At 67.4% G+C, this 16,104-nt stretch carries 15 protein-coding genes and 2 tRNA genes; 15 read left to right on the top strand and 2 right to left on the bottom strand.

The window, feature by feature from the left end; translation table 11 throughout:
• The first annotated feature begins 13 nt into the window (after nucleotides 1-13).
• Both ACFJI2_RS16840 and ACFJI2_RS16835 read left to right on the top strand, forming a co-directional pair.
• Nucleotides 14-103: transfer RNA gene (locus tag ACFJI2_RS16840), tRNA-Ser, on the top strand.
• A gap of 31 nt (nucleotides 104-134) precedes the next feature.
• A tRNA-Ser gene (locus ACFJI2_RS16835) sits at nucleotides 135-224 on the top strand.
• 134 nt (nucleotides 225-358) lie between these two features.
• Here the strand turns inward: ACFJI2_RS16835 and ACFJI2_RS16830 are convergent.
• On the bottom strand, nucleotides 359-1,198 hold the full coding sequence (locus ACFJI2_RS16830; protein WP_377701051.1) for an IclR family transcriptional regulator: 840 nt from the start codon (nucleotides 1,196-1,198) through the stop codon (nucleotides 359-361).
• 31 nt (nucleotides 1,199-1,229) lie between these two features.
• Here ACFJI2_RS16830 and ACFJI2_RS16825 point away from each other — a divergent pair, with 31 nt between their 5' ends.
• The 4 genes from ACFJI2_RS16825 (at nucleotide 1,230) to ACFJI2_RS16810 (ending at nucleotide 5,740) form a co-directional block, all read left to right on the top strand.
• On the top strand, nucleotides 1,230-2,366 hold the full coding sequence (locus ACFJI2_RS16825) for an FAD-dependent monooxygenase (RefSeq protein ID WP_377701050.1): 1,137 nt from the start codon (nucleotides 1,230-1,232) through the stop codon (nucleotides 2,364-2,366).
• Nucleotides 2,363-3,340 carry an MBL fold metallo-hydrolase gene (locus ACFJI2_RS16820; protein WP_377701049.1) on the top strand — a complete coding sequence of 326 codons (978 nt, stop codon included), beginning with the start codon at nucleotides 2,363-2,365 and terminating at the stop codon, nucleotides 3,338-3,340. Before ACFJI2_RS16825 ends, ACFJI2_RS16820 begins: the two co-directional genes overlap by 4 nt.
• Nucleotides 3,341-3,350: 10 nt before the next feature.
• Complete coding sequence (locus ACFJI2_RS16815; RefSeq protein WP_377701048.1) at nucleotides 3,351-4,445, top strand: porin; 1,095 nt, start codon at nucleotides 3,351-3,353, stop codon at nucleotides 4,443-4,445.
• A gap of 77 nt (nucleotides 4,446-4,522) precedes the next feature.
• The gene (locus tag ACFJI2_RS16810) at nucleotides 4,523-5,740 is read left to right on the top strand and encodes a pyridoxal phosphate-dependent aminotransferase (RefSeq protein ID WP_377701047.1); all 1,218 of its coding nucleotides are present in this window, start codon (nucleotides 4,523-4,525) and stop codon (nucleotides 5,738-5,740) included.
• Between the two features lie 21 nt (nucleotides 5,741-5,761).
• Here ACFJI2_RS16810 and ACFJI2_RS16805 read toward each other — a convergent pair whose 3' ends face one another.
• Nucleotides 5,762-7,735, bottom strand: a complete 1,974-nt coding sequence (locus ACFJI2_RS16805; RefSeq protein WP_377701045.1) for a sigma-54-dependent Fis family transcriptional regulator — start codon at nucleotides 7,733-7,735, stop codon at nucleotides 5,762-5,764.
• Between the two features lie 283 nt (nucleotides 7,736-8,018).
• Here ACFJI2_RS16805 and ACFJI2_RS16800 point away from each other — a divergent pair, with 283 nt between their 5' ends.
• From ACFJI2_RS16800 to ACFJI2_RS16760, 9 genes are all read left to right on the top strand, one after another.
• Complete coding sequence (locus ACFJI2_RS16800) at nucleotides 8,019-8,612, top strand: VOC family protein (RefSeq protein WP_132137349.1); 594 nt, start codon at nucleotides 8,019-8,021, stop codon at nucleotides 8,610-8,612.
• A gap of 2 nt (nucleotides 8,613-8,614) precedes the next feature.
• Nucleotides 8,615-9,874: a HupE/UreJ family protein gene (locus ACFJI2_RS16795; RefSeq protein ID WP_377701044.1), complete on the top strand. Its 1,260-nt coding sequence runs from the start codon at nucleotides 8,615-8,617 to the stop codon at nucleotides 9,872-9,874.
• 190 nt (nucleotides 9,875-10,064) lie between these two features.
• Complete coding sequence (locus ACFJI2_RS16790; RefSeq protein ID WP_377701043.1) at nucleotides 10,065-11,072, top strand: thiamine pyrophosphate-dependent dehydrogenase E1 component subunit alpha; 1,008 nt, start codon at nucleotides 10,065-10,067, stop codon at nucleotides 11,070-11,072.
• 25 nt (nucleotides 11,073-11,097) lie between these two features.
• Nucleotides 11,098-12,162: an alpha-ketoacid dehydrogenase subunit beta gene (locus ACFJI2_RS16785; protein WP_377701042.1), complete on the top strand. Its 1,065-nt coding sequence runs from the start codon at nucleotides 11,098-11,100 to the stop codon at nucleotides 12,160-12,162.
• Entirely contained in the window at nucleotides 12,159-12,407 is a 249-nt protein-coding gene (locus ACFJI2_RS16780) for a lipoyl domain-containing protein (protein ID WP_132137352.1), read from the top strand. The genes ACFJI2_RS16785 and ACFJI2_RS16780 overlap by 4 nt, the downstream gene beginning before the upstream one ends.
• The gene (locus ACFJI2_RS16775; protein ID WP_377701041.1) at nucleotides 12,404-13,126 is read left to right on the top strand and encodes a 2-oxo acid dehydrogenase subunit E2; all 723 of its coding nucleotides are present in this window, start codon (nucleotides 12,404-12,406) and stop codon (nucleotides 13,124-13,126) included. The genes ACFJI2_RS16780 and ACFJI2_RS16775 overlap by 4 nt, the downstream gene beginning before the upstream one ends.
• Nucleotides 13,127-13,903, top strand: coding sequence for a biotin/lipoate A/B protein ligase family protein (locus ACFJI2_RS16770; protein WP_377701040.1), 777 nt, complete (start codon nucleotides 13,127-13,129; stop codon nucleotides 13,901-13,903).
• 33 nt (nucleotides 13,904-13,936) lie between these two features.
• Nucleotides 13,937-14,503: a gluconate 2-dehydrogenase subunit 3 family protein gene (locus ACFJI2_RS16765; RefSeq protein ID WP_377701038.1), complete on the top strand. Its 567-nt coding sequence runs from the start codon at nucleotides 13,937-13,939 to the stop codon at nucleotides 14,501-14,503.
• A gap of 21 nt (nucleotides 14,504-14,524) precedes the next feature.
• On the top strand, nucleotides 14,525-16,099 hold the full coding sequence (locus ACFJI2_RS16760; protein ID WP_377701037.1) for a GMC family oxidoreductase: 1,575 nt from the start codon (nucleotides 14,525-14,527) through the stop codon (nucleotides 16,097-16,099).
• Nucleotides 16,100-16,104 lie beyond the last annotated feature (5 nt).

Here is a 16,104-nt window from a genome sequence, read left to right as displayed (position 1 = left end):
CTAGTGGGAAAACGGAGAGGTGGCAGAGTGGTCGAATGTACTTGACTCGAAATCAAGCGTAGGGGCGACCCTACCGTGGGTTCGAATCCCACCCTCTCCGCCACAACAAGCTGCTGTAGGAAAATGCGTCACCAGGAGAGGTGGCAGAGTGGTCGAATGTACTTGACTCGAAATCAAGCGTAGGGGCGACCCTACCGTGGGTTCGAATCCCACCCTCTCCGCCAGAACAAAGTAAAAAGCCTCCCCTGCGGGAGGCTTTTTGCTTTGTGCCGGACGGAGAGGGTGGGATTCGAAGACGTAGCGCCCTAAGGGGCGCGAAGGCTCTCCGAATCGTCCGTTCTGCAGTGCGCCGTAAAAGCTACCCCGCCCCCAGCACCCCCGACAGCCGCCTCGCAGTGTCAAGCACGGCCTCCTCAATCAGCGCCTTCTGTACCGGCTCCCGCGCCAGCAAATAACTCCCCCCCGCCACGCTAATGGCCGCCACCGCCTCCCCCGACGCATCAAACACCGGCGCCGCGCAAGCATCGATCCCCTGTTCAAACTTCCCAAAGCTCCAGCAGCACTCCAGTCCCCTGGCCTCCAGCAGCATCGCCTCCGCCTCCTCAAACGTCACGCGCGCGCCGCGCGGGTCCCCCTGCGCCGCCTCATAAAGCCCGCGCCACGACTCCCTCGGCAAGCGCGCCATCAGCACCCGTCCCGGCGCGATCAGATAAGCCGGAATCCTGCTCCCCGGCCGGATATTGCTCACCAGCGGCGTTTGCGGCACCTCCTTCACCAGATACACCGCAAACGGCCCATCCAGCTCCACCATATACCCCGACCAGCTCACCTGCTTGCTCAGCAATGCCACCAGCCTGCGTCCATGCCCGATCAAATCATCCTGCCCCAGCGCATCGGCCGCCAGCCCCAGAAACCGCACCCCGATCCGGTGCGCGCCCTGCGGCAGCGCTTCCAGCATCCCCTCATCCTCCAGCGTCGCCAACAGCCGCGCCGCCGTGATCCGGTTAATGCCCACCTCCCTTGCCAGCGCGCTCAAATTGCCGGTCGCCCCGCCGGCTGCCACATAGGCCAGCAAGCCAAACGCCCGCGCCACCGTCCCGCCTTTCGCTTCGTCATCCGCCATCATTCCTCCGTTATGTTCATATTTGAACATAATGCACAAAAAACGCACAAGCGAAAAACACATTGCTATAGTCATTTCACCTTGCAATCAACGCGGAGACAACACCATGAGCAAACTGAACATCGGCATCGCCGGCGCCGGCATTGGCGGCCTGGCAGCAGCCATCGCACTGCGTGACATGGGCCACGACGTCGTGGTCTTCGAGCAAACCAGGCAATTTCTGCGCGTCGGCGCCGACATCAACCTCACTCCCAACGCCGTGCGCGCGCTGGACGGCCTGGGCCTGGGCATCCCCGAAGGCGTGCGTCGCACCGCCGCGCGTCCCACGCACCGCATCAGCCGCACCTGGGACAGCGGCGAAGAAACCTCGCGCCTGGAAATGGGCGACACCGCCGAACAAAAATACGGCGCGCCGCAACTGACCATTCACCGCGCCGACCTGCTGGCATCGCTGGCTGCCGCTTTCCCGGCCGAGCGCGTCCTGTTCGGCAAGCACGTCAAGGACATCAGCGCGGCAGAGCAGGGCGCCACCGTGTCCTTCGCCGACGGCAGCCGCCACGAGCTGGACCTGCTGGTGGGCGCGGACGGCATCCACTCCGCCGTGCGCAGCGCCATGTTCGGCCAGGAGCATCCGCGCTTCACCGGCGTGGTTGCCTACCGCGCCGTGGTCCCGGCTGAGCGCCTGGCTGGCATCCCCAATCTGCAGGCGTTCACCAAATGGTGGGGGCCGGCGCCGGAAAGCCAGATCGTCACTTTCCCGCTCAATGCAGGCAAGGACATCTTCATTTTCGCTACCACCGCGCAGGAGAGCTGGCACCTCGAATCCTGGACCACGCAAGGCAGCGTGCAGGAGCTGCGCGACAGCTACGCCGGCTTCCATCCGCACGCGCGTGCCCTGCTGGACGCCTGCGACGAAGTACTCAAGACCGCATTGTATGAACGCGACCCGCTGCCAGCATGGTCCAAGGGCCACATGGTGGTGCTGGGCGACGCCGCGCATCCGATGATGCCCTTCATGGCGCAAGGCGCCGGCATGGCCATCGAAGACGGTGTGGTGTTGGCCTGCGCGTTGCGGGACGTGCGTGAAGCCGGCGGCGTCCCCGCCGCGCTGCGGCGCTTCGAGGAATTGCGCATCGAACGCGCGTCCAAGATCCAGCTCGGCTCGCGGGGCAACAACTGGCTGCGCGAAGGCGGCAACGCGGACTGGGTGTACGGCTACGATGCCTGGAAGGTGGCGCTGTGAAGGCCCGGGCCATACTGGCCGCCAGCATGGTGGCGGCTCACCTCGGAGTGTGGGCCGCGCCGGCCGCAGGCGCAGCCGATACAGCCGATGCAGCCGATGCCGCTGATGTGGCCCGGGCAGCCGGCGCGCCCCAGCTCCGCGTGCACCTGCTTGGCACCGGCAGCCCGCTGCCCGAGACGCGCCGCTTCGGCCCCTCTATCCTGGTGGAGGCGGGCGGACGGAAGTTCCTGTTCGACGCCGGTCGCGGCCCCATGCAGCGCCTGCACACGCTGGGCATCCCGTTCGCCGAGGTGGACAAGCTGTTCATCACGCACCTGCATTCCGACCACACCATCGGCATTCCCGACCTGTACCTGACCGGCTGGCTGCGCGGGCGCAAAACGCCGCTGCATGTGTTGGGTCCGGCGGGCACGCGCGGCATGATGGAGCACATGGCCAAGGCCTTCGACTATGACATCAAGATCCGCCTGGAGCAGAACCCCGGCTCGCAGGTCGTGGCCAATGACGTCGGCGCCGGCGTCGTCTACGACAAGGATGGCGTGCGCATCACCGCCTTCGAGGTGGACCATGGCCCCGTGCATCCTGCCTTCGGCTACCGCATCGACTACAAGGGCCGCAGCGTGGTGCTGTCCGGCGATACCCGCTACTCGCCCGCGCTGGTGCAGCAGGCCAAGGGCGTGGACTTGCTGGTGCACGAAGTGGCGGCCGGCTCGGAGCAGCTGATGCGCAGCTCGCCCGTGGTGCGCAACGTGGTCGGCATCCACACTGAGCCGGAAGAGGCGGGCAAGGTGTTCACGCAAGCCGCGCCGCGCCTGGCGGTGTACTCCCACATCGTGCTGTTCGGCGTCACGGAAGCGGAGCTGGAGCGGCGCACGCGCGCCACCTACGCCGGGCCGCTGACCATAGGAGAAGACCTGATGAGCTTCGACGTCGGCCGCCAAATCAAGGTAAGCCGCACCCAGGCCAAAGAATAGGAGACGGGCGATGAAAACCACACTGACGGTAGCGGCCCTGGCCGCCGCACCACTGCTGGCCCAAGCAGGGACCACGCTGTACGGCAGCATCGACGCAGGCGTTACTCGCGTCAGCAACATCGGCGGCGCCGGCGTGACGCGCACGGACAGCGGCAACATGCAGCCCGACCGCATCGGCGTGCGCGGCGCGGAAGACCTGGGCGACGGCTACCAGGCTGTCTACCAGCTCGAAACCGGCTATGCCACCGATACCGGCGCGCAGCTCAATCCCGCCAAGCTGTTCAACCGCGCTGCCTACGTCGGGCTGGGCAGCCGCATGGGTACCGTCACCGTGGGCCGCCAGAACAATTTCATGTTCGAGATGGTGGCGCGCCAAAGCAACGGCGTGCTGACCGGCAGCTTCTACGCTTTCCATCCGGGGAATATCGACGACTTGACCAACGCCGGCGCCTACGACAATGCGGTCAAGGTGGTCAGCGCGCCCATGGCGGGCCTGACGCTGGGCGCCATGCTGGCGCCGGGCGAGCAGCCTGGCGACTCGGCGCGCAACCGCGCCTTCAGCCTGGGCGCCAGTTACGTGGCCGGCCAGTTCAGGGCCGCCGCTGCGCTGAGCGACACGCGCAACCGCAGCCTGGCGCTGGGGCAGAGCGCCGGCGTGCGCAGCCTGCTGGGCCGTGCGCTGATCTCCGGCCCTGCCACCGCGCCGGTGTACGCTGCGCTGGCCACGGACCGTGTGCGCAGCGTGGGCGTGAGCGCGAGCTACAGCGCGGGACCGGCGCTGCTGCATGCGCTCCATGTGGGTACGTCCATCACCGCCGGCCTGGCCGGGACGACCATGAAAAGCAGCGAACTGGGCGTGAATTGGCGCACCGGCAGCTTCACCTCGCTCAACGTGGGGCTGGCGCGCACCACATTGGAGGGGCGGTGCTGGAACCAGTTGACTGTGAACCAGGTCTACACGCTGTCGCGGCGGACCTCGGTGTACGCGCAGGCGCTGCTGCAGCGCGCCTCCGGGAACGGGGCGGTGGCGGCCATCAACTCGCTGGGCGTGGCGTCGGGCCAGCGCCAGTCGGCCGTGCGGCTGGGCGTGCATCACCTGTTCTGAGCGGGGTATTTTCATGGCCGTGGGTGCGAAGCGGGGCGCTTCGCTATAATTCCAAGCACCGCCTTTGAAAGTGCAAGATGACACACGCCCAGCAAGCCCCCCACCAGCCCGACATCAGCCGCGCCCTGCGCGCCGCCGCCCGCGTGCAGGCGATAGAACCGTTCCGCGTCATGGAAATCATGAAGGCGGCCAGCGCGGCCGCGAAAGCCGGCGTGGACGTCATCAGCATGAGCGTCGGCGAGCCCGATTTCACCGCGCCCGAATTGGTGACGGAAGCGGCTGTGCGCGCCATCCGCGACGGCGCCACGCAATATACGGACGCGCTGGGATTGCCCGCGTTGCGCGAGGCCATCGCCGGCCACTACCGGACCGCTTTCGGCGTGGAAGTCGATCCGCGCCGCGTCATCGTGACCGCCGGCGCGTCGGCCGGCCTGCTGCTGGCGTGCGCCGCGCTGGTATGCGAAGGCGACGAAGTGCTCATGCCCGACCCCAGCTATCCCTGTAACCGCCACTTCGTGTCGGCCTTCGGCGGCAAGGCGGTGCTGGTCCCGTCCAGCGCCGAACAGCGCTACCAGCTGACGGCGGAACTGGCCGCGCAGCGCTGGACGGAGTGCACGCGCGGGATCATCGTGGCTTCGCCGTCCAACCCGACCGGCACTTCGTTGACGGTGGAGCAGATGGGAGGCCTGCTGGCAGAAGTGCGCGCACGTGACGGTTTTGCCATTGTCGATGAGATCTACCAGGGCCTGTCCTACGACCACGCGCCGCACAGCGCGCTGCGCCTGGATGACCATGTCATCACCGTCAATAGCTTCTCCAAGTATTTCAACATGACCGGCTGGCGCCTGGGCTGGCTGGTGGTGCCCGAGCAGCTGGTGAGCGTGATCGAAAAGCTGGCGCAGAACCTGTTCATCTGTCCTTCGACGGTGGCGCAGCATGCCGCGCTGGCCTGCTTCCATCCGGACTCCATCGCCGTGTATGAGCAGCGCCGGCTGGAGTTCAAGCGCCGCCGCGACTTCTTTGTGCCGGCCTTGCGCCAGCTGGGTTTCGGCGTGCCGGTGATGCCCGACGGCGCCTTCTACGTGTATGCCGATTGCAGCGGCGTGGCCCATCCGGCCAGCGGCGACAGTTCCGCCTTCGTCATGGCGGTACTGCGCGAAGCGGGCGTGGCCTTCGTTCCGGGCGACGACTTCGGCGTGGCCGCACCGCACCGCCACGTGCGTTTCTCCTATGCTACCGCCTACGGCCGCATCGAAGAAGCCGTGCACAGGATGGGCAAGCTGCTGAACGGATGAGTGCGCTGTACTCCCCGCCTGCTAATCTCCGCCGGCCGCATTAGGCGCGACGATGCGCCACCGCGTCATTTTGCGGTAGATGGTGGCGCGCGAGATGCCCAGCTCCTGCGCCGCGCGCGTCACATTCCAGCGCTGCTTGCGCAGTTCGCGCAGCAGCATGCCGCGCTCGTCGTCGGGTTCGCTGCACGCCGCCTGCTGCGCAGGCGCCGGCAGCGCGCGGCCGGACGGCGCCGGCGCCGGCATCGCCTCGCGCACGTCCACCGGCAAGTCGAGCAGCTCGATATGATCGTGCTCGCACAGCGCCACGGCCGCGCGCAGCGCGTTGATGAGCTGCCGCAGGTTGCCGGGCCACTGGTAGGCCAGCAAGGCGCGCAGTGCCTCGGCCGACATCGTCACCTGGCCCCGGCCGGTTTCCGCCGCCACCCTGGCCAGCACGCTGTGCATCAAGGTTGAGATATCGGCGCGCTCGCGCAGCGCCGCCAGGTGGATCTTCATGCCGTTCAGGCGGTAGTACAGGTCCTCCCTGAACTGGCCCGCCATGACCTGGTCGAGCAGGTTGCGGTGCGTTGCGCAGATGATCTGCACATCCACCGGAACGGCCTTCTCCGAGCCGAGCGGCACGATCTCTTTTTCCGCCAGCACGCGCAGCAAGCGGGTTTGCATCTGCAGGGGCATGTCGCCGATCTCGTCCAGGAACAGCGTGCCGCGGTGCGCCTGCAGCAGCTTGCCGCGCATGCCTTTGGCGCGCGCGCCGGTGAACGCGCCGTCGGCATAGCCGAACAACTCGCTCTCGATCAGCGATTCCGGTATCGCCGCGCAGTTGAGCGCCACGAAGGGCTGCTCGGCGCGCTCGCTGGCGTGGTGGATGGCGTTCGCGAACACTTCCTTGCCGGTGCCGGTTTCGCCCTGCAGCATGATGGCGATGCCCTTGTCGATCACGCGCCGGATAATGGCCACGTTGCGCTTCATCTGCGCATCCTCGCCGGCCAGTTCCTCCAGCGTTAGCAGGCTCGCTGCGGTCGGGTGGCTGGAACGCGCGCTGCGCGAAGGCTGCACGCACAGCGTGCGTCCGCTTGGCGCGCGCATCAGCGCGTAGTACTGGCGGCCGCTGTGCAGCGCGCGCAGGGCCAGTGTTTCGCGGTGCTGCGCGCCGGAGGACGCCAGCAGCGTTTCCAGGCGCGTGTCGAACACCTGGTCCACCGCGCGGCCCAGCAGCATTTGTTCCGCGCCTTGCAGGGCCTGCTGCACATTGCGGTTGACGGCGATGATGCGGCCCTGGTGGTCGAGCGCGATCAGGCCGTCTGTCACCACTTCGGCGAATTCGCGCCGCCGGCTCAGGCGGATGATCCAATGGTCCTCGAACTTCTTCAGGAAATGCGCGTTCTCTATCATCTTGGCCGATACCGACACCAGCTGCAGCATCAGCGCCTGGCTGCGCTTGTCGCCGGGCGACGATAGCGCGGAGGCGTCCAGCACGGCCAGCAGGCTGCCGTCGGTATCGAGGATGGGCGAGGCGCTGCAGGTGAGGGTAGTGTTGGTGGAGCGGAAGTGCTCGGCCTGGTGCACGGTCAGCGCGCTCTGGTCGGCGATGCAGGCGCCCACCGCGCAAGTGCCTTCCTCTTCCTCCGACCAGCAGGCGCCCAGGTACAGGCCGGCGCGCCGCAGTTCGCGCTTTTGCAGCGGGTCGGCCTTGAAGTCTACCGTTACGCCCTGGCAGTCGGTCAGCAGCACCACATAGCCTGCGCTGCGCACCTGGTTGAACAGGTATTCCACGCCGCCGCGCGCGATCTGCATCATCGGTTCCATCGGGTCCTGGTGGTCGCGCAACTGGCCGCCGGCCAGCACGCGCGGCGCCTGGCGGCGGCCTGGATCGAGCTTGTACTGGCCCAGCGAGCGGCGCCAGGAGCGCACGATCAGCGGGTCGGCGTCGGCGCGGGCAATGCCGCGCGAGCGCAGTAATGCCAGGTCTTCATCGACGGTGGCAAAGGTACTCATGGCAGGTCTCCGTTACCTGGTTCGTTCCAGGATATTGATTTGATATAGACCATGCTAGCAAGCGCAATGCCACCCCGCAAGCGCGCATTTTGCACCTGCGCGGCCCCTCTCCGATGAGACAACTGTCTCATTTTCCGTCTCTGTGGCGCAGCTGTCGCGTGCCGCCGGCATCCCCTCAGACGCGAATGCCGGCTGGCGCGAGCTGGTGCGGTTTTTGCAAAGCCAGCTTGCGCCCGCCATCCGGTGCGGCGGCAACGACATAAAAAAATTCAAGGAGATTGGCATGAAATACAACAAAATCGCGGCTTCGGCCCTGCTCGCGCTGCTGCTGCCGCTGGGCGCGCAGGCCGGGACCCTGCCGGGTATGCGCGGCTCGGACCACCTGGGCATCACGGTGCCCAACATGGCGGACGCGGTGGACTTCTTCGTCAAGGTGATCGGCTGCGACGCCTCGTTCGACCTGGGCGCCTTCAAGTTCGACGACGACTGGATGCAAGTGCACCTGAACGTGGACCCGCGCGCGGAGATCAAGCGCTTCCGCATGGTCCGCTGCGGTTACGGCACCAACCTCGAGATCTTCGAGTACGCCGCGCCGAAGCAGGCGCCCCGGCCGCCGAAGAACAGCGACGTGGGCGGCCACCACCTGGCGTTCTACGTGGACGACATGGACAAGGCGGTGGCGTTCCTGAAGGCGAACGGCGTGAAAGTGCTGGGCGATCCCAGCACCTTCAAGGAAGGCCCGGCCGCAGGCCTGACCTGGGTGTATTTCCTGGCGCCGTGGGGCATGCAGCTGGAGCTGGTCAGCTATCCCAAGGGCCGCGCTTACGAGAAGGGCGCCAAGCGCCTGTTGTGGGACCCGCGCGCGCCGGCGAAATAGCCGTGGGCCGCGGCGTCCTTTCGGCCGCGCTGCGCGCATGCCTGGCGCTGCTGCTGGCCTGGATGGGCGCTGCGGCGGCTCATCCTTCGGCCGACCGCCTGGCGCGCGTGGTCCATTTCGAGCCGCGCGCGGACGGCCTGGCGGCCTACGTCCGCCTGTCGCTGCCGCTGCTGCCGCAGTCCGGCGGCGTGCGCTACGACAGCGTTGAAAGCGGCCGTCTCTTCCATTATCTCGACACCGGGGCCGCGCAGGCGAGGCTGCCCCAGGTGGGCCGCCTGCTGGCCGACAGCCACCGGCTTGGCGCAGGCGGGCAGGCGGTGGCGGCGCAAGTGCTGGCGGTGCGCATCCATAGGCGAGGCCAGGTTCCGCCTTTCACCACGCTGGACCAGGCGCGCCGCGCAGCGCGCACGGACTTGCCGTCCATGCCGGCCGTACCGGGCGCGCAGGACGGCGCTGCGACCGAAACGCGCCACGTACTGGTCGATGCCGAGCTGCTTTATCCGCTCGCGCGCAGCGCGGCCGGCTATCCGCCGCTATCCTTCTGCAGCTTGTACGAACCCGAAACGGGCGGCCTCGCCGAGATTGCCAACGTGCTGTTCTTCCACGGAGACGGTGCGGTGCGCACCTACACGGCAGCCGGCGCGCTGACGACGCCGGTACAGCTGAATCCCTCGCTGGCCGGCGCCGCGCGCATGTTCCTGCTCGCCGGCTGCGAACACATCCTGCAAGGCTGGGACCATTTGCTGTTCGTACTGTGCCTGGTGCTCGGACCGTTGCGGCTGAAACCCATCGCGCTGCGCATCACCGCTTTCAGCGTCGGCCATTCCCTGTCGCTGGGCGCCGGCCTGTTCGGCTGGATGCCGGTCGGCGCCTGGTTCCCGCCATGGGTGGAAGTGGCGATCGCCTTGTCGCTGCTGGGCGCCGCCCTGTCGGCCTTGCGCCCGGGCCGCAGCGCCGGTCCGTTGGCGGCTGCGATGGTGACTGCGGTGGGACTGGTGCATGGCTTCGGGCTGGCGTTCGGCCTGCGCGAACTGCTGGCCGACAGCAGCGTGCCGCCGCTGGCCACGCTGCTGTTCTTCAGCCTCGGCGTGGAGGCGGGCCAATTGCTGATTGCCGCCGCTGCGTGGCTGGCGCTGCGCACGCTGCAGGCATGGCGCACTTCCTGGGCCGCGCGCACGCAAACCGGCATCGCCTTCGGCTGCACTGCGGTGTCGCTGTTCTGGCTCGCCGAGCGCCTCGTCGCAGCCTTGCCCGCGCCGTGAGCGCCCGCCCGCTACAGCTGTCGCCGCGAATGAGACAGCTGCTGTTGCAAGTGTCGCGAAAATCCCCAGCCACAGCAGGCCGTATGGCCCGCCAGCGCGATTTTTCAGCTGGCATGGTTGTTGCGAAATACCTGGCAGGAGCACGCAGCCTGCTGCGTGCTGATGACAGGGACAACTACAGGAGGAGTAAATGGAACACACGTCAGAGCAGCTGATCTGGATGTACCAGACCATGATCGCGATCCGTGAATTCGAAGACACCATGGTGAAGGTTTACCTGGAAGGCAAGCTGCCGCCGAATATCCAGAAAGGGCTGGCATTCGATATCGGCTCCGGTCCCGTGCCCGGCGAAATGCATCTGGCGGCAGGCCAGGAGCCGGTGGCGGTCGGCGTTTGCGCCCACCTGCGCGCCGACGATACTGTGGTCGGCGCGCACCGCTCGCATCATTTCGCTATCGCCAAGGGCGTGCGCCTGCCGGAGATGACGGCCGAGATGTTCGGCAAGGCCACCGGCCTGGGGCGCGGCAAAGGGGGCCATATGCACCTGTTCGATCCGGCGGTGAAGTTCAGCTGCAGCGGCATTGTCGGCGCCAGCATGCCGCCCGCCTGCGGCGCCGCGCTGGCTGCCAAGAAGCGTGGCACCGACGCGGTGGCGGTGGCCTTCTTCGGCGAGGGCGCCACCAACCAGGGCGCGTTCCACGAATCGATGAACCTGGCCGCGCTGTGGAAGCTGCCGGTGATCTTCATCTGCGAGGACAACAAGTACGCCATCTCGGTGGAGAAGGCCGACTCCACCGCCATCGCCAACAACTCGGACCGCGCCGCCGCCTACGGCATGCACGGCATCCTGGTCGAGCGCAACAGCGCGCTGGATGTGTTCGAGGCCGCCGGCGCGGCAGTGGCGCGCGCGCGGCGCGGCGAAGGCCCGACGCTGATCGAAGTGAAAACGGACCGCTACCACGGCCACTTCCAGGGCGACCCGGAAGTCTACCGCGCCAAGGGCGAAGCCGAGCAGGCGCGCAAGAACGACCCCATCCCGCAACTGGCCGCCTTCCTGCGCGCGCACGGCCTGCTGGACGACGCCAGCGAAGCCGAGCTGGTGGCCGGCGCCAAGGCCCGCGTGGCGGACGCCTACGCCTTTGCGCGCAACAGCCCGGACCCTGTGCCCGAAGAAGCGCTGCAGCACGTGTTCTGCTGACCCCACAATCAAGGAGACCATCACTATGAGCACCACTGTCACCACTGGCACCAACGCCGCCCGCCGCATGACCATGGCGCAGGCCATCGCCGAGGCCATTTCGCAGGAAATGCAGCAGGACCCTGATGTATTCGTGCTGGGCGAGGACGTCGGCAAATACGGCGGCATCTTCGGCGCCACCACCGGCCTGCTGGCCAGGTTCGGCAAGGACCGCATCATGGACACGCCGATTTCCGAGACCGCCTTCATCGGCGCGGCCATCGGCGCCGCCGCCGAAGGCATGCGCCCGATTGCCGAACTGATGTTCGTGGACTTCTTCGGCGTCTGCATGGACATGATCTACAACCACATGGCCAAGAACACCTATATGGCAGGCGGCAATATCAGCCTGCCCATGGTGCTGATGACCGGCATCGGCGGCGGCTACAACGACGCGGCCCAGCACTCGCAGTGCCTGTACGCCACCTTCGCCCACCTGCCGGGCATGAAGGTGGTGGTGCCGTCCAACGCCTACGACGCCAAGGGCCTGATGATCCAGTCCATCCGCGACAACAACCCCGTGGTGTTCATGTTCCACAAGGGGATCATGGGCTTGCCATGGATGTCCTACTTCGAGGGCAGCACCAACGAAGTGCCCGAGGAAGCCTATGCCATCCCGTTCGGCCAGGCGCGCGTGGTGCGCGAAGGCACCGACGTCACCATCGTCACGCTGAGCCAGATGGTGCAGAAGGCCGTGCTGGCGGCGGCCGACCTCGCCAAAGAGGGCATCAGCGCGGAAGTGATCGACCTGCGCACCATCGTGCCGCTGGACCGCCAGGCCATTCTGGACTCGGTGCGCAAGACCGGCCGCCTGCTGATCGCCGACGAAGACTACCTGAGCTTCGGCCTGAGCGGCGAGATCGCCGCCATCATCGCCGAGAACCTCGACAGCGTCACCCTGCGCGCGCCCGTGAAGCGGCTGGCCGTGCCGGACGTGCCGATTCCCTACGCGCGCCCGCTGGAGCAATTCGTCATTCCGCAGGTGGACGGCATTGCCGCCGCCGCGCGCCAACTCGTATCCGCAAACATCACTGAAAGGAAAGCAGCATGAGCGAAATTCATTTGCCCCAGGACGCCTGGGAAGACGTCGAACCCGGTACCGAAGCCCTGCTCGAACAGTGGCTGGTAAAGCCCGGCGAACGCGTGACGGCGGGCCAGACGGTCGCCGTCGTGGTCATGGTCAAGACCAGCATCGAAGTGCCTGCGCCTGAAGACGGAGTACTGGACCAGGTGCTGATCGAGGCCGATGCCACGGTTGCCCAGGGCAAGCCGCTGGCCACGTTGCGGGCCGCATGATGGACGCCCACACCTCCGCAGTGGCGGCGGCCGATCAGGCGGCTGCGCCCGACCTGGTGCCGCTGAAAGGCATACGCGGCAGCATCGCCCGCAACATGACGGCCGGCTGGCAGGCGCCGCGTGTGGCGCTGGGCATGGACGTGGACATGCGCCGCTGCCAGCTGCTGCGGGCACGCCTGCAGGAGCGCGCCGGTTCCGGCATGCGCCTGAGCGTAATGCCCATCGTGCTGCGCGCGCTGGCGCTCACGCTGCGCAACCATCCGGCCATGAACGCGCTGATGCGCGAAGGCGCCATCGAGCGCATGCCGGGCATCCATATCAACGTGGCGGTGGCGCTGGAGGAGGGCCTGGCCGTGCCGGTGATACGCGATGCCGACACGAAGACCATTGAGCAGATCGCGGCGGAGGCGGCGGCGCTGGCGGCCGGCGCGCGGGCCGGCACGCTGCCGGTCAAGGCCTACCAGGGCGGCACGTTCACGGTGAGCAGCCTGGGCGCGGCCGGCGTGGACTGGTTCACGCCCATTCTCAATCCGCCGCAGGTGGGCATCCTCGGCCTGGCGCGCGTGGCCGACCGCCCCGTGGTCCAGGGCGGCAAGCTGATGATCGCGCCGGCCACCACGCTGTCGCTGGTGTTCGATCACCGCGCCGTGGACGGCCATCCGGCCGCGCTGTTCCTGGGCGAGCTGAAAGCCCGCCTGGAAGCGGCCGAGGGGCTGTAGATGCTTGCGCCGCTTTGGAACGCGCCGCGCCAGCCCACGCTGGCCAGCTGCCGCGAGGAGCAGGAATGGAATGCGCGCCTGCTCGCGCAGCCGGCCGACGGCGCGGCCATGCAGCTGTGGCGCTACGGCGCGCCCGGCGTGGTGCTGGGCTGTGCGCAGCGCGCCGCGCTGGACGAGGTACGGCCGCGCGCCGCCGCGGCCGGCATGGAAGCCGTGGTGCGCCAGGCCGGCGGCGGCGCGGTGCTGACCGGGCCTTGGATGCTGAGCGCGTCGGTGCTGCTGCCGCAGGGCCACCCGCTGGCGTCGGCGCAGCTGGTGCACAGCTACCGCTGGCTGGGCGAGCTGTACGCCGGCGTGCTGCGCAGCCTGGGCGTGCCTGCCCATGCGCTCACGCCGGAACAGGCGCGCGAGCTGCAGTGCCGGCCCGGCGCACAGCAACTGGGCTGGGCCTGCTACGGCGGCTACTCACCGTGGGAAGTGGTGGTGGGGGACCGGAAGATCGTCGGCCTGGCGCAGGTGCGGCGGCGCGGCAGCGTGCTGCTGGTGGCGGGCCTGCAGCTGGCGCGGCCGGACTGGCGGCTGCTCGCGCAGGCGCTCGGCCGCCCCGGCGAGGAGGCGGCAGCGCTGGCGGCCTGCAATACCTCCTGCCAGCAGGAAGCGGGCGGGGCCGACTGGCTCAACGCGGTGGCCGGCCCGCTGCGGCAGGCGCTCAGCTATGCGCTGTTCCACCTGCCGCAGGCGCAGGCCGAAGCGGCGCACGAGGCGGAAATTTACTGAAGCAAGGCTACACACAACAACAAAGGAGATGACATGGACAAGCAGAAAAGTGGCATGCGCGTGGTGGAAAAGGCGGTCACGCTGACCCGGCGCGGCTTCCTCAAGGGCACCGGCCTGGCTGGCATCGGCGTCAGCGTGATTCCGGCCGGGGCGCTGCTGGCCAGCCCGGGTGCCGCGATGGCGCAGCAGTTCGGCGTGCTGGGCAGCGACACCGGCGCCACGCTGCTGCGCATGGCGCGCGACATTTTCCCGCATGACCAGTTGGCCGACAAGTACTACCAACAGGCCATCCTGCCGTACGACGCGCAGGCGGCCAAGGACGCGGCGCTGAAGGCGCTGCTGGCCGACGGCGTGGCGGAACTGAACCGCCGGGCGCAGCAGCGCCACGGCAAGGACTATCTGGCTGTCGCGGAGGAGACGGACCGCGTGGCGCTGCTCAAGGAGATCGAGACGAGCCCATTCTTCCAGAAGATCCACGGCGGGCTGGTCACCGGGCTGTATGACAACAAGGCGGTGTTCCCGCTGTTCGGCTACGAGGGCTCCTCGTGGGAGAAGGGCGGCTACGTGAACCGGGGCTTCAACGATATCGACTGGATCTGAAAAAAGAACGAGGAGACTAGCATGGCGATCAAATACAGCACCGGCGACCGCGACGTGGTCGTCGTCATCGGCTCGGGCGCGGGCGGCGGCACGCTGGCCAACGAGCTGGCGCAGCGCGGCGTCAAGGTGGTGATACTGGAAGCGGGCAAGCACTACACGCAGGCCGACTTCGAGAACGACGAGTGGGCGATGTTCAACAAGATATCCTGGCTGGACAAGCGCATTTCTGCGGGCGGCTGGCACCACACCAAGACTTATCCCAACCTGCCGGCGTGGATCGTGAAGGGCGTGGGCGGCTCCACCGTGCACTTCTCGGGCGTGGCGCTGCGTTTCCAGCCGCACGACTTCCAGACCCGTACCATCTACGGCCAGGTGGAGGGCGCCAATGTGCTGGACTGGCCCATCACCTATAAGGACCTGGCGCCGTACTACGACAAGGCGGAGAGGAAAATGGGCGTGGCCGGGTCGGCCGCCAGCGGCATGCCGCCCATGCCGGAGAATAACCACTACAAGGTGATGGCGGCCGGCGCGCGCAAGATCGGCTACAAGAAGATCGTGCGGCCGGTGGCGTCCAACAGCAAGGCCAACGACGGCCGCCCGGCGTGCATGCAGATCGGCTTCTGCATGCAGGGCTGCAAAATCGGCGCCAAGTGGTCCACCCTGTACACGGAAATTCCGCGCGCGCTGGAAACCAACCGCGCCGAACTGCGCCAGCAGGCCATGGTGCTGCGCATCGAGCATGACAAGTCGGGCAGGGTGTCCGGCGTGCTGTACGTGGATGCCAAGGGCAGGACCCAGCTGCAGAAGGCGCGCGTGGTGTGCGTGGCGGGCAACTCCATCGAGTCGCCGCGCCTGCTGCTCAACTCAGCGTCCAGCCTGTACCGCGACGGCCTGGCCAATTCCTCCGGCCAGATCGGCAAGAACTATATGAACCACGCCACGGCGGCGGCGCTGGCGATCCACCGCAAGCCGGTCTATATGTACCGCGGCTTCGACATCGGCGCCGTGGTGGCGGACGAGGTGGACCTGGACACGCGGCGCGGCTTCAACGGCGGCTACTACCTGGAAGGGCTGGCGCTCGGCCTGCCCTACACGGCCGCCTTCATGAAGCCGGGCGGCTGGGGCAGGGAAGTAACGTCGGCGCTGGACATGTACGACCACATGAGCTGCGTGTGGGTGTGCGGCGAGGACATGGCGCGCGAGCAGAACAGCATCACCCTGCACCCCACCGAGAAGGACCAGTACGGCCTGCCGGTGCCCATCGTCACCAAGACTTACCACAGCAATGATGAAGCCATCGCCGCGCACGGGCTGCGCCAGTTCCGGCGCCTGTCCGAAGCGGTGGGCGCCACCCGCGTGATCGACATGCCGGCCTACCCGGCCAGCCACAACATGGGCACCAACCGCATGAGCGCCCTGGCGCGCGACGGCGTGGTCAACAAGTGGGGGCAGACGCATGACATCAAGAACCTGTTCATTTCGGACGGCAGCCAGTTCACATCCAGCTCCGCCGCCAACCCTACCTTGACCATCGTGGCGCTGGCGATCCGGCAAGCCGAATACATCGCCAGCGCCATGAAACGCAAGGAAATCTGAAGCAC

It is taken from the genome of Pseudoduganella sp. UC29_71 (assembly GCF_042693265.1).
In the GTDB taxonomy this organism is placed as follows: Bacteria; Pseudomonadota; Gammaproteobacteria; order Burkholderiales; family Burkholderiaceae_D; genus Rugamonas.
The sequence above is the reverse complement of the archived record's forward strand: the minus strand, read 5'-3'. Positions and strand labels throughout refer to the sequence as shown.

Excerpts from the sequence above, each read along its gene's own strand:
- ACFJI2_RS16815 (WP_377701048.1), top strand. The coding sequence starts at position 3,351 with ATGAAAACCACACTGACGGTAGCGGCCCTGGCCGCCGCACCACTGCTG.
- ACFJI2_RS16805 (WP_377701045.1), bottom strand. The coding sequence starts at position 7,735 with ATGAGTACCTTTGCCACCGTCGATGAAGACCTGGCATTACTGCGCTCG.
- ACFJI2_RS16830 (WP_377701051.1), bottom strand. The coding sequence starts at position 1,198 with ATGACTATAGCAATGTGTTTTTCGCTTGTGCGTTTTTTGTGCATTATG.
- ACFJI2_RS16765 (WP_377701038.1), top strand. The coding sequence starts at position 13,937 with ATGGACAAGCAGAAAAGTGGCATGCGCGTGGTGGAAAAGGCGGTCACG.
- ACFJI2_RS16785 (WP_377701042.1), top strand. The coding sequence starts at position 11,098 with ATGAGCACCACTGTCACCACTGGCACCAACGCCGCCCGCCGCATGACC.
- ACFJI2_RS16800 (WP_132137349.1), top strand. The coding sequence starts at position 8,019 with ATGAAATACAACAAAATCGCGGCTTCGGCCCTGCTCGCGCTGCTGCTG.
- ACFJI2_RS16790 (WP_377701043.1), top strand. The coding sequence starts at position 10,065 with ATGGAACACACGTCAGAGCAGCTGATCTGGATGTACCAGACCATGATC.
- ACFJI2_RS16760 (WP_377701037.1), top strand. The coding sequence starts at position 14,525 with ATGGCGATCAAATACAGCACCGGCGACCGCGACGTGGTCGTCGTCATC.
- ACFJI2_RS16770 (WP_377701040.1), top strand. The coding sequence starts at position 13,127 with ATGCTTGCGCCGCTTTGGAACGCGCCGCGCCAGCCCACGCTGGCCAGC.
- ACFJI2_RS16780 (WP_132137352.1), top strand. The coding sequence starts at position 12,159 with ATGAGCGAAATTCATTTGCCCCAGGACGCCTGGGAAGACGTCGAACCC.
- ACFJI2_RS16825 (WP_377701050.1), top strand. The coding sequence starts at position 1,230 with ATGAGCAAACTGAACATCGGCATCGCCGGCGCCGGCATTGGCGGCCTG.
- ACFJI2_RS16775 (WP_377701041.1), top strand. The coding sequence starts at position 12,404 with ATGATGGACGCCCACACCTCCGCAGTGGCGGCGGCCGATCAGGCGGCT.
- ACFJI2_RS16810 (WP_377701047.1), top strand. The coding sequence starts at position 4,523 with ATGACACACGCCCAGCAAGCCCCCCACCAGCCCGACATCAGCCGCGCC.